The 21853-nt window shown below is 39.5% G+C and carries 9 protein-coding genes and 2 pseudogenes; 8 read left to right on the top strand and 3 right to left on the bottom strand.

Annotated elements, in window-relative coordinates; all coding sequences use genetic code 11:
• Positions 1-986 precede the first annotated feature (986 nt).
• Positions 987-2264 (bottom strand): ubiquinone biosynthesis hydroxylase, encoded by a 1278-nt coding sequence (locus ACFIMS_RS00610; RefSeq protein ID WP_375681261.1) that lies wholly within the window; start codon positions 2262-2264, stop codon positions 987-989.
• A gap of 733 nt (positions 2265-2997) precedes the next feature.
• Between ACFIMS_RS00610 and ACFIMS_RS00605 the strand changes: the two genes are divergently transcribed.
• The 7 genes and pseudogenes from ACFIMS_RS00605 to ACFIMS_RS00575 all read left to right on the top strand — a co-directional run bounded on the left by ACFIMS_RS00605 (position 2998) and on the right by ACFIMS_RS00575 (position 12761).
• Complete coding sequence (locus ACFIMS_RS00605; protein WP_375696282.1) at positions 2998-5439, top strand: DNA translocase FtsK 4TM domain-containing protein; 2442 nt, start codon at positions 2998-3000, stop codon at positions 5437-5439.
• A gap of 724 nt (positions 5440-6163) precedes the next feature.
• A pseudogene (locus ACFIMS_RS00600) lies at positions 6164-6424 on the top strand (DNA translocase FtsK); the annotation flags it as partial.
• Positions 6425-6545: 121 nt separating this feature from the next.
• Entirely contained in the window at positions 6546-7154 is a 609-nt protein-coding gene (locus ACFIMS_RS00595; RefSeq protein WP_375696281.1) for an outer membrane lipoprotein carrier protein LolA, read from the top strand.
• Between the two features lie 33 nt (positions 7155-7187).
• Positions 7188-8003 (top strand): exodeoxyribonuclease III, encoded by an 816-nt coding sequence (locus tag ACFIMS_RS00590; RefSeq protein ID WP_375611707.1) that lies wholly within the window; start codon positions 7188-7190, stop codon positions 8001-8003.
• Between the two features lie 61 nt (positions 8004-8064).
• A complete protein-coding gene (locus ACFIMS_RS00585; RefSeq protein WP_375696280.1) occupies positions 8065-9546 on the top strand; it encodes an efflux transporter outer membrane subunit in 1482 nt (493 codons plus the stop codon).
• Positions 9543-10769 (top strand): efflux RND transporter periplasmic adaptor subunit, encoded by a 1227-nt coding sequence (locus ACFIMS_RS00580; protein WP_375638250.1) that lies wholly within the window; start codon positions 9543-9545, stop codon positions 10767-10769. Before ACFIMS_RS00585 ends, ACFIMS_RS00580 begins: the two co-directional genes overlap by 4 nt.
• A gap of 3 nt (positions 10770-10772) precedes the next feature.
• The gene (locus tag ACFIMS_RS00575; RefSeq protein WP_375645575.1) at positions 10773-12761 is read left to right on the top strand and encodes a MacB family efflux pump subunit; all 1989 of its coding nucleotides are present in this window, start codon (positions 10773-10775) and stop codon (positions 12759-12761) included.
• A 1172-nt stretch (positions 12762-13933) separates the two neighbouring features.
• Here ACFIMS_RS00575 and ACFIMS_RS00570 read toward each other — a convergent pair.
• Positions 13934-14120, bottom strand: a pseudogene (locus ACFIMS_RS00570) (integrase); the annotation flags it as partial.
• A 731-nt stretch (positions 14121-14851) separates the two neighbouring features.
• On the opposite strand from ACFIMS_RS00570, the gene ACFIMS_RS00565 reads away from it, so the two are divergent.
• On the top strand, positions 14852-19813 hold the full coding sequence (locus tag ACFIMS_RS00565; protein WP_375696279.1) for a DEAD/DEAH box helicase: 4962 nt from the start codon (positions 14852-14854) through the stop codon (positions 19811-19813).
• A gap of 1369 nt (positions 19814-21182) precedes the next feature.
• On the opposite strand, the gene ACFIMS_RS00560 is transcribed toward ACFIMS_RS00565, so the two are convergent.
• Complete coding sequence (locus ACFIMS_RS00560) at positions 21183-21851, bottom strand: YdcF family protein (protein ID WP_375696278.1); 669 nt, start codon at positions 21849-21851, stop codon at positions 21183-21185.
• Between the last annotated feature and the right edge of the window lie 2 nt (positions 21852-21853).

Genomic DNA, 21853 nt, shown 5'->3' with positions numbered 1-21853 from the left:
GAATTTATGACATATTTCTGAGCGTTTGTGATTAAAATTCATTTATGAGCGTTTATGAATAATGAATAAAGAGTGTATTTGAAAATAAAAGGATTGGATCATTTCTATTGCGGTTTATCTTCTTTTATGGTGTGAAATAGGGGGGTATGCAGGTTTACAATTGTGTGTGATGGTATAGAGTGCGGAATACTTTGTTATATATCGGAATATTTTTTCTAAAATTGTGTGGTATTCCACAATAAGTTAAAGGGTTTGTCTGAGAAACAGAATGCGCCAAACGGAATGCATTTGTGTTTCCAATTTACGCGCTTTTTTAAAAGAAAAATTTTTCAATGCAACTAAGCTTATTTTATGGCGCTTCTCGTGAATAGTATAACGTAAAAGCCCCTATGATCATATAAAATTCATTGTACACCACCATTTTTACTTCAATAAAAAGTATAAGCCGGCGTCCTTATACACTTTACTCGCCTCCAATATTGCTAAAGTCCTTAGTTCTTGAGAGAGGGAGGCTTTTGTCGCTTTGTTTAATTGTTTTTATTTATACGACACTTTCGCTTGTGATGTGCAAGCGAATGATTTTGATTGCTTCAACATGAGAGAGATTTGAAATAAGGGTATTTTATGATCTTTAGATTTCTCACTCAATATGAGAACAATGAACTTATTATTATAAATAAAAGTGTTGTGTGCTAAAAAGTCTTGTTTATTTTATTATGCCGTGAAATGGCTTCTTTTAAGGTGTGGTGATATAAAGCAACAACCTCTCTGAGATATTAAACGTTTTTTCAGTGTATGGTGAATATTCTTAGAATGTAGCTTGCTTGTCGAGTTTAATGTTAAGTGAAATATGGGAGGAGGAAGTCAAGAAAAAATTACTCGACAGGAATCCGGTTTGTAAACAGATTGGATGAGATAGGAATTTTTTGTTCTTTGAAGGAGGAAGGCAAAGGTTGTAAAAAAAGTGAAATAGTATGAATTTTTGCTTAAAGTGGGAAGCCGCGTAGAAGACGTGGGGCATTTGGAGAGAGTCCGGCAGCTTCTTGAATGAAGTATTTTTTTATTTTTGGTGCTTGATTAATGATTCCAAGGCCGGTATCGCGGAGCATCCGTAAAAGAAGGCTATCATTAGAAAAGAGTTTATTAAGCCAATCATTGCTTAAAGCCATACGGACAATTTCAAAACGTCTCCAGCTTTGATAGCGCTCTAAAGCCGTGAGGGAGCCAATGTCAAGACCTAGTCGTGCTGTTTCAATAATCACTTCAGCCAGCGCAGCGCTATCGCGTAATCCTAAATTGAGTCCTTGTCCTGCAATGGGGTGGATGGTATGGGCGGCATCGCCAGCGAGAGCAAAACGTGGTTTAACGCATTGACGTGTTAAAGAAAGACTCAAAGGAAAAGCTTGACGTTCGCCATCCCAAGAGAGTTTGCCTAATCGATGGCCAATGCGTCTTTCGAGTTCTGTTTCAAAAATAAGTGCATCAGCTTTGAGATAATATTGCGCAGTTTTATGATCTTCATTCCACACAATGGCGGATCGGTTGCCTTTGAGAGGGAGAAGAGCAAAAGGACCGGCAGGTAAAAAATGTTGAATTGCTTGACCATTATGGGGTTTTTCATGTTCAACTGTGCAGATGATTGCTGTTTGTTTATAGGGATGAGAAAAGTTTTTAAGATCTGCTTTTTGGCGTAATTTCGAATGGGCTCCATCAGCTGCAATAAGCAATTTTGTTTGCCAAACCTCTTCATTATTTAAAGTGACGGTTGTATGTTGGTCTTCTTGATGAAAATCAATGACACGGGTGTTTGTAATAACAGGGATATTGAGATCTTTGACACGTTTTTTTAAAGTGTTGATGAGTTCTCTATGCTCTACCATAGCAGCAAAGGGCTCGCCGGGATTAATGTCGCCTTCAAAGGTTAAAAGAGTGGGTTTGACAGGATCATTTGTGCTTGTATCTGTGATGATCATTGAATGAATGGGTTGCGCATAGGGTTTTATAGATTCCCAACATTGTAATTGTTTTAACATACGAATAGAAGCAGCAGCAAGGGCAATGGTTCGTATGTTAGAAGCAGGGGTATCTCCTTGTGGAGCAGCATCAACGATTTTTATTTTCAGATTAGGGGCTGTTTGCTTGAGTGCTATCGCTAGGGTTAAACCGACAGCTGCCCCCCCTGCAATGAGCAGATCACATTGTTTAGTTTTATGAGATTTAATTTTTTTATTGGGTTGTACGTTTTTATTGCGATTAGAACACACAATACTTCTTCCATTGTTTATAGTTTGCTTTCTTTTAAAAAGAATATCTTTTTACATTGCTAAAATATCTTAACCTTTACTTTTCTCTCTGCTTTACAAAAACGAGGTTTCTTTTTAGCGCCAATCTGATGACAGATTGGTTTTTCAGAGTTTTTCTGCTTAATCATTTATGTGATTCATCTTACAGATTTATCGGATAAGCTTTTTTAAATATCTTCTTCAATTCTTTTTACACTTGGTTGATAAAAAAGAAAACTAAAAATAAACAAAGATGGTTGTGTATTTTTTTAGTTGTGTGAGTTGCTTCAGTATGCTTGTCCTGAAAGGGGCCATTTCGTTAGTATGATAGATAAAAATTGTGGTCATTCGTGATGGTTAAAACAGTATTCATATTTTGCCGTTATCATGGTGTAGCGTAAAAAATATTATTTGTTTAGGAAGGTGCTTATAGCACCCATGTAACACTTTACACATGAGGTGTTTTTTGGTTGATCGTGTGGATAAATATTCAGGGAGGGCTTTTTGTGCGCCTTATGAACGATTGTCTCTTAGGGTGGTGGGTATATGAATGATATGAAGTGATTAGAAGGTAGAACGCGCTAGATAAGAAGTCGGATTGTTTACAGGCGATTTGTTTACAAATCGGCACAGAGTTTAAGCTTCATTCTTTTTTAAGAGAGAGAGGGAGTTATAACTCTTTAAAATATGAAAGTTTTGTATTTGGAATTGATAGATGCACCGAAGTTCTTCTCCTTATGATTCATTAGAAGTGCGAAATTCTCAAGGTTCGCGTCTTATTGAGATGTTTTTACGTCAGATAGGAGTATTTATTGGGCTTGGGCTTTTGGGCTTTATTATTTTTTGTGTGTTTGCTTTGGCGACGTGGAATGTTGCGGACCCATCTTTAACCCATGCAAGTACAAATGAGGTTACAAACCTTATGGGGTGGATGGGGGCAATTTTTTCAGATTTTATTATGCAGTTTTTTGGCTTGGCAAGTCTTTCTGTTTTGTTGCCACCGTTATTTTGGTCTTTTCTCTTGTTGGCGCAAAAGAATATCTACAATTTGACTTTGCGCTTTTTTTTATGGGTGCTATCAACGATTTGTTTTTTAATTGCTTTTGCCCTTATGTCACCTGTTGCTTCTTTTACTTATTGGCCATTGCCAATGGGATTGGGAGGGGTTTTAGGAGATAAAGTTTTAAGTGTTGCTTCTTCAGTCTTTCCTCTTTTTCTTTCTCCTCCTTACACGGTGTTTTTCAGTGTTGTTTTTATTCTTTTAGGTTTTTTCACCGCTGCTTTTGCTGGTAATGTGATATGGCGGCGTCGAACAAAGAAAAGAAAAGAAAAAAGCATTCCAAAAGACGAAATCGTTAATCCAGTCTTTGAGTTGGAAGAAGATACGGAATATGCCGCAGAGGAGGATCGTGAAAATCATGGTTTTTTTGCGACAACTTGTGGCGCTCTTTTGCATCTTTTTTATTTTTTACAAGCGCGTTTTTTTCGTTTATTCTGTTTCAAAAGGCGTTTTCAGAGTAAAGGGCAAGGAAAGCCATTTGATCGGATTGAGCCAACTTTTTTGGGTGAAAAAGTAAAGTGTGAGAAAAATCAAAATAAAGCCTATGTTTCTCCTGTTAAAAATCGAAAGTCTTTAACAGCTTCTTCAAATGGTGGTTTTGTTCTTCCTCTTGTAGATTATCTTTCGGTTCCACCACCGTCTGTTAGGGATGCAAAACTTTCTCCTGCTGTTTTAAGAGCAAATTCTCAGGAACTTGAAGGGGTTTTGTTAGATTTTGGGGTCAAAGGAAAAATTATAGATGCTTGTCTTGGACCGGTAGTAACTTTGTATGAATTTGAACCGGCTGCAGGTATTAAGTCTTCCCGTATCATTGGTTTGGCAGATGATATTGCACGCTCGATGCGTGCGATTTCGGCGCGTGTTGCGGTGGTTCCAGGACGTAATGTTATTGGAATAGAATTGCCTAATGCAAAGCGTGAGATGGTTTATTTACGAGAAATGTTGCAGGCGCAAGAATTTATTGACAGCAAAGCAAAGCTAGGACTTGCTTTGGGTAAGACAATCGGAGGAGAAGCTGTTGTTGCAGATTTAGCAAAAATGCCCCATCTTTTGGTTGCTGGTACAACAGGATCAGGAAAGTCTGTTGCTATTAATACAATGATTTTATCATTGCTTTATCGTATGACACCTGAACAATGTCGTCTCATTATGGTGGACCCGAAAATGCTTGAGCTTTCGGTTTATGATGGCATTCCCCATTTATTAACACCCGTGGTGACAGATCCTAAAAAAGCCGTGATTGCTTTAAAGTGGGCTGTTCGTGAAATGGAAGAGCGCTATAGTAAAATGTCAAAACTAGGCGTTCGTAATATTGATGGGTTTAATGCACGTCTTAGGGAAGCTGCAAGTCAGGGAGAGACAATGGTGCGGACAATTCAAGTTGGATTTGATCGCGAGACCGGTGAGCCTCTTTATGAAACGGAAACACTTGATTTTAGTCCTATGCCCTATATTGTTGTCATTATTGATGAAATGGCTGATTTGATGATGGTTGCTGGGAAAGATATTGAAGGAGCGGTTCAACGTTTAGCACAAATGGCACGTGCTGCCGGTATCCATGTAATTATGGCGACACAGCGTCCTTCCGTCGATGTTATTACTGGGACGATTAAAGCCAATTTTCCTACACGTATTTCTTTTTCTGTGAGTTCAAAAATTGATAGCCGAACAATTTTAGGCGAACAGGGGGCCGAGCAATTATTGGGACAAGGAGATATGCTCTTTATGATGGGAGGAGGACGTATTCAGCGTGTGCATGGGCCTTTTGTTGCGGATGATGAAGTGGAGCAGGTTGTTGCGCATCTCAAAGCGCAAGCACGACCTGATTATTTAGAAACAATTACGCAAGAAGTTGAAGAGGATGGTGCTGATGTTTCTTTGTCTTCTCCTTCAGAAGATGATCCCTATAGTCGAGCTGTTGCTATTGTGCTTCGTGATCGTAAGGCTTCGACCTCTTATATTCAACGCCGTTTAGGCATTGGTTATAACCGCGCTGCGACATTGATTGAGAGGATGGAAGAAGAAGGTATTATTAGTCCAGCAAATCACGCAGGGAAACGAGAAATTTTAGTGCCTGCTGAAGAAGAGCGCTTTTGAAAAATCTTTATAGTTGTTTTTTATAATACCTTATAAAATAAGTGTTTATCCTATTGTATCGTAGAAAGTCTGCATTTTCATATACCAGCTCTCAATTTGCGATAGCTCCTTGGTACTTGAGACTCCTTATAAGGGGATTCTTTAATCTTATATAACTTTTATCCATACATCAACCTTGCTTGTAATGTGCAAGCAAATGATTTGAATTGATTTAATATGAGAGAGTATGTGATGAGAGAATCTTATTGTATTTGGCGTTATGATTTAAGTTAAAAAGATAAATTATTATAAATCAATATCTTGGTATAAAATAATGTCATTGCGAGTGTAGAGGGGGGTAAAAGCATGTAAGGTTTGGTATTTAAGTGTCTTTTTAAGTGCGCTCTAAATATTTAGGGCAAGGCTGATCTGTCGAGTCTTAATATAAATGAATTATATGGGGTGGGAAGCTAAGTGAAATTTGCTAAACTCCAAACTGTTTACAGAGTGGTTCGGATGAAGATTTTTATTCTTTTGGGTGGGAAGGAAGTCAAAAAAGCATTTTTGATACTTAAAAGAGCTTTCAGGTTCGCGAGTAATATGTTTAGTCCTTAATCCATTATGTATTGACTATAATTTATGTTGCTTCATAGATTAGGGGTGGGAAAGAATACATTATGCGTTTAGAAAATCAGCAGAAAAGCAGGAAAATTTGATGATTTCGGAAACTTAAACGCAGACTGGTTATTTGGAAACGATACCGCAAGAAATAAAAAAGGATGTTTCTTTAGTTTTTTCTTTAGCAAATGATCTCTATTGTCAAGCTGTTGCTATTGTGCTTCGTGATCGTAAGGCTTCAACTTCTTATATTCAATGTCGTTTAGGCATTGGTTATAACTGTGCTGCAACATTGATTGAAATGATGGAAGAAGAAGGCATCATTAGTCCAGTAAATGATATGGGTAAGCGAAAAGTTTTGGAGACTGTCGAAGAAGAATACTTTTAAAAATCTTTTGATATTTTTTTCAAACAATATCTTTATCTTATAAAGAAGGGTATTTATTCGTCGTTGATCACTTAAGTTATGAATTATAAAGTCAATTAAGTATTGCTTGGGAGCATTTTTTATGAAAACGTCTTTTTTACCGCAAAGAAGAATCTTTGGGTTGGTGGGAATTATTATCTTTTGGTGTTTAACTTTTCCTGTTTTTTCGCAAGTATCTAATAAAGTGATAAAGGCGCAAAATGTTGTGAATCACTTTGCGGCAATCAAAACAATGACAGGTGATTTTATTCAGTTTAGTCCAAAGGGAAAAATGTCTCAGGGGACATTTTATTTAGAGCGTCCAGGGAAAATTCGTTTCATTTACAAAAAAATGCCTTTACAGATTATTTCAGATGGCCAATTTGTGGGCATTAACAATCGGGCTTTGAATACTTGGAACTTTTCACAACTTTCGCAAACGCCAATGAAATTTCTGTTGGATGATAAAATTGATGTATCTTCTGGGCGCTTGTTCGCATTTCGCGAAGATCCAGGGGCCGTGACGATTGTTCTGCGTGATCAGACGATTGGGGCAGGGCAAATAAGGATGGTTTTTGATTCTAAAGGCTCTGCTTTGCGACAGTGGACAATTGTTGACCAACAAAATTTGGAAACTACTGTGCAGATTATGAATGTGCGGACAGACGTCCGGTTCGCTAATGGGATGTTCACACTTCCTTCGAAGAAATGAAGAAAGAGTGTTACGTCATTGGGATTAAAACAAATGTTCTTTCGTATTGCGACTTGGAATATTAATTCTATTCGTTTGCGTCTTGCACAGGTTTTTCAGTATTTGGAACTCTTTTCCGCAGATGTTTTGTGTCTACAGGAAACAAAATGTCCAGATGCTTTATTTCCAGTGGAGGCTTTTGAAGCAGCGGGTTATAAGCATATCGCATTGAGTGGACAAAAATCTTATAACGGGGTGGCTATTGTTTCTCGTTTGCCTTTTAAAAAGGTAGAAAAGCGTTTTTTTTGCCAAAACCAAGATTGCCGTTATATCTCAGTTATTGTGGAAGCCCATGGGAGAAGCTTGCGGATTCATAATTTTTATGTTCCTGCTGGGGGAGATATCCCTGATGCTGATGTGAATGAAAAGTTTCGTCATAAGCTTGATTTTTTAGAAGAAATGTCCTCCATTCGTGCGGATCAAGGCGATGGTCTTTCTTCTCTTTTGGTGGGAGATTTAAATATTGCTCCTTTGGCAGAGGATGTTTGGTCTCATCAGCAATTGTTGAAGGTTGTAAGCCATACTCCCATTGAAACCGAGCGTTTGCAGGATTTGTGTTGTCAAGGTGGATGGGTTGATCTGATGCGGTTGCATATTCCTGTTCCTACCAAGCTTTACACATGGTGGAGTTATCGTGCTCGCGATTGGGCATTTACTGATTATGGGCGGCGGCTTGACCATGTTTGGTCTTCTCAAGATTTAGCCCCTTTTGTTGTAGATCTTTCGATTTTTCGTGATGCGCGCGGATGGGAACGTCCTTCAGATCATATTCCTGTGCAAACTGTATTTGATTTTTCACGTCAAGTTTGAAATAAGAGGTAAATAAAGTATTAATATTAAATAATGATTCTGAAAGAATGCGGGAGACTGGATGTATATCAGAAATCTCAAATGGGGCGCTTCTCGTGGATTATTTTTTAGTGTCTTGTTGTGTTTGCTTTTGTCAGGATGTATGGTTGGTCCTAATTACCAGAAAACATCTTTTCGTGTTCCAGCAGTTTGGGGAGAAAAATCTGCACAGACTGCTGGGCAGCCCGTTGCGCTTGCCGGATGGTGGCGGCATTTGAATGATCCTGTTCTAGATGCGTTAATGGATTACGCGATTTCTGGAAATAATAATGTTGCTGTTGCCAAAGCTCGGGTACGTGAGGCGCGTGCGGGTTTAGGACAGGTTGTGGGAACTCTTTTGCCAAATGTGTCCAATTCAATTTCAGGAACCCGTAGTCGTTCTGGACAGTCTGATGCATTGTTAAACCAGTATAGTAGTGGTTTTGATGCAAGCTGGGAGCTTGATTTTTTTGGTGGGCATAAACGTGCGGTTGAAGCAGCGCGTTATGGCCTTGATGCGGCTGTGGAAGATATGCGCGCTACCATGGTGACATTACTAGGAGATGTGGCAACAAATTATGTGCAAATGCGTGGCTGGCAACAAAAGTTGTTTATTGTGCGGCAAATTGCTGTATCACAACGTAAAACTTATGAACTGATGCGCGCTAGATTAACAGCTGGTGATGTTTCTGAGCTTGATGTTTCAAATGCGCAAGCACAAATGGCAAATACAGAAGCAGATATATCACAGATGGAAGCGAATTTAGCAATGAGCGTTCATCGCCTTTCTGTCTTAACTGGTCGTGTGCCTACGGCATTGAAGGATCTTTTACAAAAAAATGCTAAGCATGCAAAGATTCCACAACCACGCTGGCCGATACCAGCAGGAATTCCAGCCGATATTTTGTTAACACGTCCAGATTTGCGACGGGCAGAGCGTCAATATGCGCAAGCGACAGCACGGATTGGTCAACGTGAAGCAGATCGTTATCCATCACTTACTTTAACAGGTAATATTTCGACAGCAGCAACGGCAATTGATCAATTATGGAAAAATTCAACGATTGGCTGGTCTTTTGGACCTGGTCTTCGTTTTCCTCTTTTTAATGGAGGTCAGGTCGAGGCTTCTATTGCGGTAGCGCGCGCGCAGCGTGATCAAGCTTTTATTACTTATCGAGCTGCTGTGTTGGAAGCTTTAGAAGATGTAGAAAATGCGCTTGTAAGATTAACGAAGGAACATCAACGCTTAGAAAAGCTAATCGTTGCGAATAAAGCTTCTCTTCATTCCTTAAAACTTTCACGGAACCTTTTTGAGAATGGAAATACTAGTTTTCTTGAATTGTTAAATGCTGATCGCTCTTATTATTCTGCACAAATGGCGCTTAAAGATAGCCGTGTTTCTTTGGTTACGCAATATATCACGTTGATGAAAGCATTGGGGGGGGGCTGGGATGGCGTTGTTGATGTATCGCGTCCAGAAGTCGTTGATAATGCACCTCGTTCGCGTGCAAAGGTAGGGAAATGAAAAAAAACTTACTCAAAAATTTCATTACAAAACACAAAAAACTTTCCTTCTTTTTAACTGCTATATTTCTCATTCTCTTGTTGTTATGGTTACGTTCTGTTTTTTTTGGAACATCTACTCCAACTTATATAACAGCGGTGGTGAAACGTGGGGATATTGAGGAAAGTGTTTTAGCTTCTGGTCTTGTACGTCCTTACCGGTTGGTGGCTGTTGGTGCGCGAGCAACAGGGCGTGTGGTGTCAATGCATGTTTCCCCTGGGAGTGTTGTGAAAGAAGGCGATCTCTTGGCAGAAATTGATCCTACAGATCAGGAAAATGATTTAAAAAGAAAAAAAGCAGCATTATCGCATTATTATGCGAGTTTGATAGAACAAGAAGCCTATCTTTCTCTTGCACAGAAAAATTTAGAGCGTCAGAAAAAAATGATTGAAACACGTGCGGTTTCACGTGCGAACCTCGATGAGGCTACGACACAGGTGAAAATACGCGAGGCGCAAATTGAACAACTTCGTCAGCAGATTGTGCAAGCACAAATTGATGTGGAGAGTGCAGAGGTTAATTTAGGTTATACACGCATCACTGCCCCTTCAGCGGGAACGGTTTTGGCAACAGTTGTGGAAGAAGGGCAGAATGTGAATGCGGTTCAGTCGGCGCCAACGATTGTTATTTTGGGTGATTTATCAAAGATGACGATCAAGGCGCAAATCTCAGAAGCAGATGTTCTTAAAGTCCGAGCTGGACAACCACTTTATTTTACAGTTCTAGGTAATTCACAGCGTCGTTATGAAGGCGTTTTAGAAAAAGTAGAGCCGGCTCCTGAAGCAATTCGTGCTGATGTGAGTATTAATCCTGGTATGGTGAGTGGTTCTAGTGCTTTAATATCATCGGCTATCTATTACAATGGAATTCTACATGTTGATAATGCGGACAATTTTTTGCGAACCTATATGACTGCTCAAGTTCATATTATCTTAGGGCGCGCACAGAATGTTTTGTTGGTTCCAAGTGATGCTTTACGCGATGAGACAAGAGAGCGTAAAGCATGGGTTTCTGTTTTGGTGGGGGAAAATAAGGTGGTTACTAAACAGGTGAGCGTTGGGTTGAATAATAAGGTTATGGCAGAGATTGTTTCAGGACTTAACGAGGGTGATGTCGTCGTCACCAGTTCGTCTGATGGAGTGATGCCAGAGTCTTCTCACATGCACAGCGAAGACGAGAGTTAAAGCATGAGCACAAATCAAGCAGATGCTGTCTTCGTCTTGGAAAATATTGTGCGCAAATTTCCTGCGGGCGAAGCGTTTGTTACCATTTTGAAAGACATCAATCTTACCATTAAACGTGGTGAAATGGTGGCAATTGTAGGTGCTTCCGGTTCAGGTAAATCAACCTTGATGAATATTTTAGGCTGTCTTGATCGTCCAACTTCTGGTCGTTATTGGATCTCTGGTAAAGAAACAGCTTCTCTTTCTGCGGATGAATTGTCGGCTTTGCGACGTAATCATTTTGGTTTTATTTTTCAGCGTTACCATTTGTTGAATGAATTGACAGCTCTTGGTAATGTTGAAATTCCGGCTATTTATGCGGGATGTGCCGTGGAAGCAAGGAAACAGCGGGCACAGGATCTTTTAACGCGTTTGGGCATGGGGGATCGGATAAATCATCGTCCAAATCAGCTTTCTGGTGGTCAGCAACAACGTGTTTCTATTGCTCGGGCGCTCATGAATAATGCGGAGGTCATTCTTGCGGATGAGCCAACTGGTGCATTGGATAAAAAGAGTGGGCAAGAAGTATTGCATATTTTGGATGAACTTCATCAAGAGGGGCGTACCATTATCATTGTAACCCATGATATGCAGGTGGCTGAAAGAGCAGAGCGTATTATCGAAATCAGTGATGGGGAAATTATTGCTGATAAGCGGTCAAAGGTTGCAAAAACAAAAGTTGGTGGAAAATCTCTTCAGGAACAACAAAATCTAAAAGGCCAACAAAAACTGGGCTTTTTTCGTTCTTTTGTTGAGCGATTCCGTGAGGCGTTTGTGATGGCTCTGTTGGCAATGAATGCACATCGCATGCGGACTTTTCTAACAATGCTTGGGGTGATTATCGGTATTGGGGCGATTATTGCTATGGTGGCTTTAGGGAATGGTACACGAGAGAAAATTCTGGAAAATTTTAAAAGTTTGGGTACTAATACATTAACCATTTTTCCTGGTAAAAGTTTTTCTGATCCACAAGCAGAAAAAATAACCAGTTTGGTTGAAGCTGATGCAGAAGCCTTGTCTGGATTACCTTATGTTTCTGGTGTAACACCACAGATTTCAGCAAGCTCGAAAGTGCGTTTTGGTGCAGTTGAAGTCAATGCCATTATTGCGGGGGTGGGAGAACAATTTTTTCAGACACAGGGGCTCAAAGTTTTCAAAGGACAGTTTTTTGATCAAAAAAGTGTCCATGATCGGGCGGTTGATCTCGTGATCGAGAAAGAAGCATTGTCTGTTCTTTTCCCCCATAGCCATGAAAGCCCCCTTGGAAAGGTGGTGAATGTGGGTAATGTTCCTGCGCGTATTATTGGTGTTGTTGATTCGCAAAATAATGCAAGTGGAGATACATCAAATACTTTACAGCTTTATTTACCCTATACAACAGTGCAGACGCGTTTTCTTGGTACAACAGAAGTTCGTGCGATTACTGTTAGGATTGCTGATGATATTGATTCACATTTAGCGGAGACCATGATAAAACGTTTTCTCATTATGCGGCATGGCGGGGAGGATTTTTTCATTAGAAATTCTGAATTTTTCCGTGAACGTGTTATGGAGAGTACAAATATTTTAACACTTTTAATTTCTTCAATTGCAGCTATTTCCTTGGTTGTGGGGGGTATTGGGGTGATGAATATTATGTTGGTCACTGTTTCTGAGCGGATCAATGAAATCGGCGTGCGTATGGCAGTTGGTGCACGGCAAAGTGATATTTTACAGCAATTTCTCATTGAAGCGATTTTGGTTTGTGTGATTGGTGGTGGTTTGGGGATCTTGCTTGGACTTTCTATCGGTGGCTTGTTTCTTCTGTTTAAGGCACCTATTCATTTGGTTTATACTATTGAATCGATCATTATGTCTCTTACTTTTTCAACCCTCATAGGAATATGTTTTGGCTTTTCTCCAGCGCGGCAAGCTTCACGGCTTGACCCTGTTGTCGCTCTTTCACGCGATTAAGCTTTATCAATTGGGGCATGTTTGTTCGTGATGCTTTCCACTTGGATGAAGCATTTATGAAGCGAAACATGAATGGAAAAAGTTTAGCATTATTTGCTGCTCTATTTTAGAAAACGCTTTGTTCATTAAGTGGAGCGTACCACTAGAGGTGAACGTTTTATAGGGCACCCCATCATGTGAGATATGGTAGGCATATAAGCCTTCTTGAGGCATTAAATGTTTTGAGAATGCATGATGAATATTTTAAATCTTTCTTGTCGAGTCTTATGGAAGTAAATCCTATTAAGGAGAAATTAAATAGAACCCGTTAGAATGAGATTGCTTGCAGACTGAATTTTGTTAAAAATTCTCGTCTTCTGAGATGTGAAGAGGAGGACAAATGAAATATACTGCGCGGCGATTCTTAAGATTTAACCTAAAAAGAGGCGAGGGAATAGTATATCTGCTAACAAACAAAAGAACAAAAAAGAAGGTTGATGCCAAAAACAGCTTAAACCTCCGTTCTTCCAAAAAAATGAACTGGTATCGAGATAGTTGAGCAGTTTAAGAGGTTTCGTTTAGTCTTTTTAAGATTTTCGGAAAAGAGGTTATGAGGATTTCTCACTTTTAGTTTTGCAGAAGGTGGTGCAAATTATAGGTGTTTAGGTTTATGCAAATAAATTATGATCGTGCTCAAGTTTTAAAATGTGACCTAAGACACAGCCATTTTCTGTTCCTTTATGCGAGTAACTTAGCTTTCTTTAGAATATTTTGTTTAAGGCATCGCTTTTTTCTGCCTTATCTCATGATTTTGGAGCTGAAGGATAAACAAACCATTTGAGTTTCTAGGGTAAGGATGCCGTCAGATACTCGGTAGGGGGCGTGATCTTAGGAACTAATACCGTGAGATGCGGGTTTGATTTCATGAGTTTGGTGAGGACGACAAAAAGTTTGAGAGGCGGATAACTTCTTATTTTGAATGATGTATAAATGAAAGGGGCTTTCATTTATTGAAAAAGAATAAGCTCATATTCAGCAGATGTGAGATGAAGTAAGAGCATAGTAATACCAAGCTGCAGTTATGCTGCTAAAGAACATAATGGCGCTAGTGATGAGCAATGGTATGTCTAGTTGGTATGGTATTCTTCCTCCTGCTACAAGTTCGATACAGAGCGCCATTGTGTTGCACATTAACACTCTTGTTTTAAAGAAACATTTCTCAAGGTATCCAAGCCTATTTTGCGACGCTGTTCATGGTAAATCTATTGAGCACCTCCATCTTTACGCTTATGAAGTAATAAGCCGGCACCATCATTATATTTGCCAGCTCGTGGGTGTTGCGATAGACCTTGCATTAAGGCGGCGGTTCATAAGAGCCATTTTTAGTCATTTCTTGTACAGTTTTTCTCCACACACTCATCCCGCTTGTGATGTGCAAGCAGGTGGTTTTGATTGATTCAAGATAAACAGATTTGAAATGAGAAAATCTTACGTTATTCAGAGTTCTAATTTAATATGAATGACGCTATATTATCATTATAAATCAATATATTGTACATATAAAAAAGAATTCTAAAACCACCCGCTATAAAGTATAAGAAGCGAATAATTAGTCTACGAAAGAACAAAAGAAAAAGAAATATTTCAAAAATCAATATTTTGAATATCACGACTAATATTTTGCGTATTATAGTGAAATTATATGCATGATCGTTCGTAAAATGCGCTGTTTTGTGTGTAGAGTTTCTTCCTTGGTGTCTTGTGTGTTCGCAGGTGTCCTATCCATTTCCTCCTCTCATTCTTAAGCTAAATCCTAAAATTATTGCGCACTTTATTGTGTATTCTTAACAAAAGGCAAAAAATATTTTCAAAATCATCACGCCTTACCGTTTATTTCCATAGGGATATAGACATCAATAAATGCATCATATGATTTGGGGGATACTCAAAAAGATCAAAAGATTCTCTCTTGTTGATTTAATTAAGCATAGAAGAAATATCTTAAAATCAAGCAATTTTAAGCTTTTTTTAAGTTTTTTGGGTAGAACAAGAGGCATTAATGAATAGGTCTAGATTCGATAATTGAAGATGTTTTTAATAGAGAGAAAAGCATGACGACGCTGCAATCGCTTTTACAGAGCTATCGTGATGAAGCGCGTACCGAACGAGATAAAGGTACATATTTTGAGCGTTTTGCTCTTGCTTATCTGACACATGATCCTCTTCAGTCTGGGTGTTATGAGAAGGTTCAAACCTTTAAAGATTGGGCTCATGAAAATGATTGGGATGGTCGTGATACTGGTATCGATCTTGTGGCAAAGCTTCGTGATGGAGGGGGTTTTGCGGCAATCCAATGTAAATTTTATGATGCAGCCTATCGGATTAGAAAAGCAGATATTGATAGTTTTATTTCGGCATCAGGGAAAGCTCCATTCAAGCGGCGTGTTATTATAGATAGTACTGAAAGTACTTGGAGTGATAACGCTGAAACAATGATACGGGGGCAGGATATTCCTGTTATACGGATTAATCTTTCCGATATACAACAAAGTCCGATCCGTTGGGAAACTTTTGCAGCCCAGGGCAAAGTTGTTTTGGAGGATAAAAAGAAAATCCGTCCACATCAATTGGAAGCATTGCGTGATGTGCGTGCTGGGCTTGCTCAAGCAGATCGGGGGAAGCTTATTATGGCTTGTGGTACTGGTAAGACATTTACCAGTCTTAAAATTGCTGAGGATTTGGCGGGTGAAGGCAAGTTTGTTTTGTTTCTTGTTCCTTCCTTGGCACTGATGTCACAGACGGTTCGTGAATGGACAACGGATGCAGGAATCGGATTGAGATCTTTTGCTGTTTGTTCCGATACACAAGTGGGAAAGCGTCGTAAAAATAGTGATGATGTTGCTGAAATTGATGTGTTTGATCTTGCTTTTCCGGCGACAACCGATGCTGCTAAACTTGCAGAACAGGTGGCGAAGAGTGTTGCAGATAAGATGATCGTGGTGTTTGCAACCTATCAATCTATTCAGGTGATTGCTGATGCTCAGAAAAACTATGGTTTGCCAACATTTGATCTTATCATTTGTGATGAAGCGCACCGTACAACAGGGGCAACGCTGGTGGGCGAGGATGAATCCAATTTTGTTAAGGTGCATTCCAATGATGTTATTCGTGCCAAGAAACGCCTTTATATGACAGCGACACCACGTATTTTTGGTGATAACGCAAAAAGTCGCGCGAATGAAGTTAATGCTGTTCTTGCTTCTATGGATGATGAAAAGCTTTTTGGTAAAACACTTTTTTATCGGGGTTTTTCATGGGCAGTACAAAATGATCTTTTAACAGATTATAAGGTTATTGTCTTAGCAATGGACGAAAAATTGGTCAGTTCCGCTGTTCAGAAGCGCCTTAGTGATAGCGATACTGAGCTTATTCTTGATGATGCAACAAAGATTATTGGCTGTTATAAGGCTTTGACAAAACAAAATATGAAGGCTGATGTTGGTGCGGATTTATATCCTATGCATCGTGCTTTAGCGTTTTGTAAAACTATTAAAAGTTCTGAACTTGTGCGTGATGAGTTTTCTACGGTTGTTAGAGAATATCTTGATTATACGAAAGAGGATACAGAAAATGAGCATTTTCTGAAGTGTGAAATTGAGCATGTTGATGGCACTTTTAATGCGAAGGATCGTGGTGCATTACTTGACTGGTTGAAAGCTGATAGTGGTGAGGATGTTTGTCGTATTTTGACCAATGCTCGGTGTTTGTCTGAGGGGGTGGATGTTCCGGCTCTTGATGCGATCATGTTTTTAAATCCACGCAAAAGCCAGATTGATGTTGTGCAAGCGGTTGGGCGGGTGATGCGTCGCTCTGAAGGTAAAAAGATGGGATATGTCATTTTGCCAATTGGTATTCCTCCTGATACTCCAGTGGAACAGGCTTTGAACAACAATGATAAATATCGGGTTATCTGGCAAATTTTAAATGCTTTGCGTGCGCATGATGATCGTTTTGATGCGACGATTAATAAGGCATCCCTCGGGCAAGATATCAGCAATGTGATTGAGATTATTGGTGTCACGCAGAGCACTGAGTTACAGGCTGTTACGGCTGTTGTAGACAATCTTCCGGTTCGCTCACAGCCTGCACGAGCGGGAATTGGAAGTCTGGAGCATGATTGCTTTCTTACAGAGCAGGTAAACGAGGAGCTTTCTTTCTGCGTAGATGAACTTTCTCGTGCGATTTTGGCAAAGATCGTTAAGAAATGTGGGACACGTGATTATTGGGAGGATTGGGCGAGCAATATTGCTGAAATTGCTAAGAATCATATCACGCGCTTAACAGGCATTCTGGCAGAGCCAAATACTGAGGCGCGTCAAGCCTTTGACAGGTTTGTGGCAGAACTGCGTGATGACTTAAATGATGCTGTTACAGAAGCTGATGCGATTGAGATGTTGGCACAGCATATTATCACGCGTCCTGTCTTTCAGGTGTTGTTTGAAGGCTATCAGTTCACACGTGAGAATCCTGTCTCGCGTGCTATGCAGCGTATGCTTGATGTGCTTGATGAGGCAAATCTTGATAAGGAATCCAAAGATCTGGAAAAATTTTACGCAAGTGTAAAATTACGAGCCAGTGGCATTACGGATCCAAAAGCAAAACAGAGGTTGATTGTAGAGCTTTATGATAAGTTTTTTCGTTATGCTTTTCCACGCACTGTAGAAAAATTAGGCATTGTTTATACCCCCGTCGAGGTTGTGGATTTTATTTTGCACTCTGTCAATGATGTATTAGAGCAAGAATTTGGGCAAACGCTTGGCTCATCGGGTGTGCACATCATGGATCCCTTTACTGGAACGGGGACTTTTATCACACGGCTTTTACAATCGGGTTTGATAAAACTAGAGGAGATGAAACACAAATTTTGTCGTGAAATTCATGCCAATGAAATCGTGCTTTTAGCCTATTATATTGCAGCCATTAATATTGAGACGACCTATCATGGTCTGATGGGGGGCGATTATGTTCCGTTTGAGGGAATTTGTTTGACCGATACATTCCAGCTTTATGAGCAAGAAAAAGACCTGATCAGTGATTTGCTGGTGGATAACAGTACACGTCGGGCGCACCAGAAGGAACTGGATATTCGTGTTATTGTTGGCAACCCCCCTTATTCTTCTGGACAAAAAAGTGAAAACGACAATGCGCAGAATATTGGCTATCCTAAATTGGATCGTCGCATTCGTGAAACTTATGCTGCTCAATCCAAAGCAAGCAATGTTAATGGACTTTATGACAGTTATATTCGTGCCATTCGTTGGGCAAGTGATCGCATAAAAGACTGTGGTGTTATTGGTTTTGTGACAAATTCAGGTTTTATCAATGGATATTCTACGAGTGGATTACGAAAAGAATTGAATGAAGAATTTTCGAGCATTTATGTTTTCAATTTGCGTGGTGATATTCGCAAAAATATGATGAGCAAAGGAGCTGCTCGAGAAGGGCAAAATGTTTTCGGAAGTGGAAGTATGGCAGGAATCGCTGTGACACTATTTATTAAAAATCCAAATGTCACGGAGCATTGCAAAATTCACTATTACAATATTGGTGATAATCTCACGACAAAGGAGAAATTATCTCAACTTCAGCGGTTGGGTAGTGTTGGCGGTATCAAGCGTGAACACGGCTGGCAGATGATTACGCCAGATGAATATGGCGATTGGCTGAATCAGCGCAACAGTGATTTTAAAAAATTTCTGGCCTTAGGTGATAAGAAAGGCAGTGATAAAAAGCTCTTTGAAACGTTTTCTCGTGGGATTATAACTACTCGCGATGCCTGGGCATATAATTCAAGCCGTGAAAATCTAGCGAAGAATATGCGTAACACGATAACTTTCTATAACAATGAAGTGGAACGTTTTAATAATGTTTATGCGCATTCTGACCGCAAAGCACGTGCAAATGCTGTGAACGATTTTGTTGATACAGATACCCAAAAAATCAGTTGGAGCAGTAGTCTTAAAGAGGAATTGGTAAGAGGAAAGTTTTCTGAATTTGAAAGTAATTGCTTAGTTCAAAGTCTTTATCGTCCTTTTACACAACAATGGCTTTATTATAACCGTACTTTTAACGAAAGAGTATATCAAATGCCGCGTATATTCCCTATGAAGCAAGCGGTTGAAAACAGAGTAATACAAGTTACGGGAGTTGGAGCAAGCAGTGGATTTTCTGTTCTGATGACTAAGAATTTATCTAATCTTCATGCAATGGATACTGGTCAATGTTTTCCACGGTATGTTTATGAAGATGTTGCACCCTTAGGAGCTAAAAAAGGGAATCAGGTTCATTTGTTTGCAAATTTTGCAGAGGAAAGCAAAGAAACTGGTTTACAGCGGCGTGATGCTCTTACGGATGAAGGGTTGGCTTATTTTAAGGCAGCTTATCCTGGTGAAATGATTACAAAGGATGATTTGTTTTATTATGTTTATGGGATTTTGCATTCTGAAGATTATCGTGCTCGTTATGCGCATAATCTGTCTAAACAATTGCCGCGTATTCCAACAGTTAAAAAGGTAGAGGATTTTTGGGCTTTTGTTACAGCGGGGCGAAAGCTTGGTGATTTGCATATGAATTATGAAGAAGTTGAACCCTATCCCGTTACCTATAAACAGGGTGATCCAAGAACTTGGGTGATTTCTGATGAGAAGAGTTTTTATCGTGTTGAAGCAATGAAATTTGCTGGTAAGCGTGGTGCTATTGACAAAAGCACAGTGATTTATAATGCGCATATCACGATGCAGAATATTCCTCTTGAAGCTTATGAGTATGTGATCAATGGCAGGCCTGCTCTTGAATGGGTTATGGAGCGGCAGGTTGTCAAAACGGATAAAGCGAGTGGGATTGTGAATGATGCCAATCGCTATGCTGTTGAAACGGTGGGTAATCCAGCTTATCCATTGGAATTGTTTCAGCGGGTTATTACTGTAAGCTTGGAAACAATGAAAATTGTGCGCAACCTGCCAAAATTGGAAGTGAGAGAAACTGAAAAGGTTAAATTATCCATTGTGCGGTAAAAAAGTGTTGAGTCGTAACAAACTGGCACTATCATACACCTTGCCAGCTCGTGGGTATTGCGACAGCCCTTGGCACTTGAGACAAGTCCATAAGAGGCATGTCTTTCTTGTACAGTTTTACGCTGCGCAGGCTCTCTTCCTTTGTGATGTGCAAGTCCTATGTGATGTGCAAGAAAATGGTTTTGATTGATTCAATAGAGAACAGATTTGAAATGAGAGAATCTGATGATATTGAGAGCTCTCATTCAAGTTGTAGCGTAATAAATTTTCATTATAAATCAATATATTGTATGTGATAAAGCACCTTAGGCAGTGAGGTCGCTAAAATTATGACGCATGAGCTTTAGCGGCAGTGATGAATATTCTCAGGCAGGGTTTTCTTATCGAGCTTTATGTGAGTAAACCATATAAATGGGGAAGCTGAGAGGAACTTGTCCAGAGAAAGTGGATTGTTTACAAATCGTTGCTAATAAGAATCGTCGCCTTTTGAGATGTTGAGAGGAAATGACAATTCTCATGAAATCTGTCTTTTGAGATGTTCTGATATTGAAGTGAGCAGGTGGAACGCGTTAGACAAGAAGCTGAGTTATTATTGTTTACAGATCAATAGAGTTTAAAAATTTTCGTTCTTTTTGGGAGAGGAAACCAGACAAAAAGTGATCTTAGAGAGCGAAATGATTTCAAAAAAGATTGCGATAAAAAATGTAGGGTATTTGTCGCGGTGTGCGTTTTGAGCTTATTCCTATCTGTGATCTAAAATGCTCTTATGAAGATGCTTTTTAGAATAAGAGATTGTTACTAATATATTGACTTATAATGATAGTTTAATGTTCTCTCTGTTAAATGAGAAATCTAAGTATTATAAATTTTCTTATTTTAAATCTATTAAAATTACTTCTTTGCATGTCATATGAGGTTGGTATGTTCGTGTTTAAGAAAGGCGTAATGCATGCCTCTTACCAATCATCCCAAGAGGTTTAAGAGCTATCGTAATACTTGGGGGGTGGCAAAATATAGGGTGGGGCGGTTTGCATTTTTTATGAAGGGTAAGACAGTGGTGTAAATAGATTTTTATGACAAGTTTGATTTTATAGCTATCTGGGAAGATTTATTTACAAGAGCTGTCTTCTATATTGGGGATGGCATTAGATAGATCACGTGTTGTGAGATCAAGTTTGGGATGTAAGAGATGTTTTTTGGTTAATGTGCAAGACAGTGACACGTGTATCGGGGCGTTGTGCTTTGTATGGGGGGAAGTTCTGGCGGGCTTTTATGGCGGTAATTCGTGTGGAAAGGTATGGAGAGAAGGGTAAAGCAGTCAGAGGGTAGCAAGGTTTAAAGTCACAAGAATAAAGATCAGGGAGAAAGGTCAGAATGCGGTTCTGATATAGACTTGGAGCGTTTTAATATATTGGAATATAAGAATGCGGATTTGATTGATCTGTTGTATTGCGCTTTCAGCATTGTTCTTTTTAACAGGATAGGCAATGAAATGGATATCAGGCATTAAATATTTAAGTTCTCGCATTGAGCGCCACACATGGTAATCATGGGTGACGATATAAAGGGTTTTATAGTGGTGTTTTTTGATCCAATCGGCGCTTTCTTTAGCATTTCCTCTGGTGTTAATCGCTTGATGCCCGATGTCAATACAACAGGAGATAAGCCGTGGGGTAATATGCATGTTGTACATGAGACTTTTCAGATTGGTTGTGGTGTTTACGCCACTGATGAGGAGACGTGAACCAAGCCCCCTTTGTAAGAGATTAAGTCCTGTCTCTATTCGGTTTTCTCCGCCTGTAAGCACGATAATGGCATCCGCTTTGGGGAGAGGTGTTGGGGGAGAGAGTCGTTCAGTTTTTTCAGAAAAAATAATAAAACCGCCCCAGAAAATTAAAACAATGATTGAAAGAGTAAGGGTTGTCGGTGGAAAATAGCGAAATAAAAGCCATGGAGACCAACTATTATAGTGGGGCCGTTTTGGAAGAGGACGTTCTAAATTGTTTTGCGTCAATGAGTTGAAAGTGTTGTGAGTCATAA

The sequence above is a fragment of the Bartonella sp. AP331QHHD genome (genome assembly GCF_042195905.1).
Classification (GTDB): Bacteria; Pseudomonadota; Alphaproteobacteria; order Rhizobiales; family Rhizobiaceae; genus Bartonella.
Note: the sequence above shows the minus strand (reverse complement) of the source record. Positions and strands in the feature narration are given on the sequence as shown.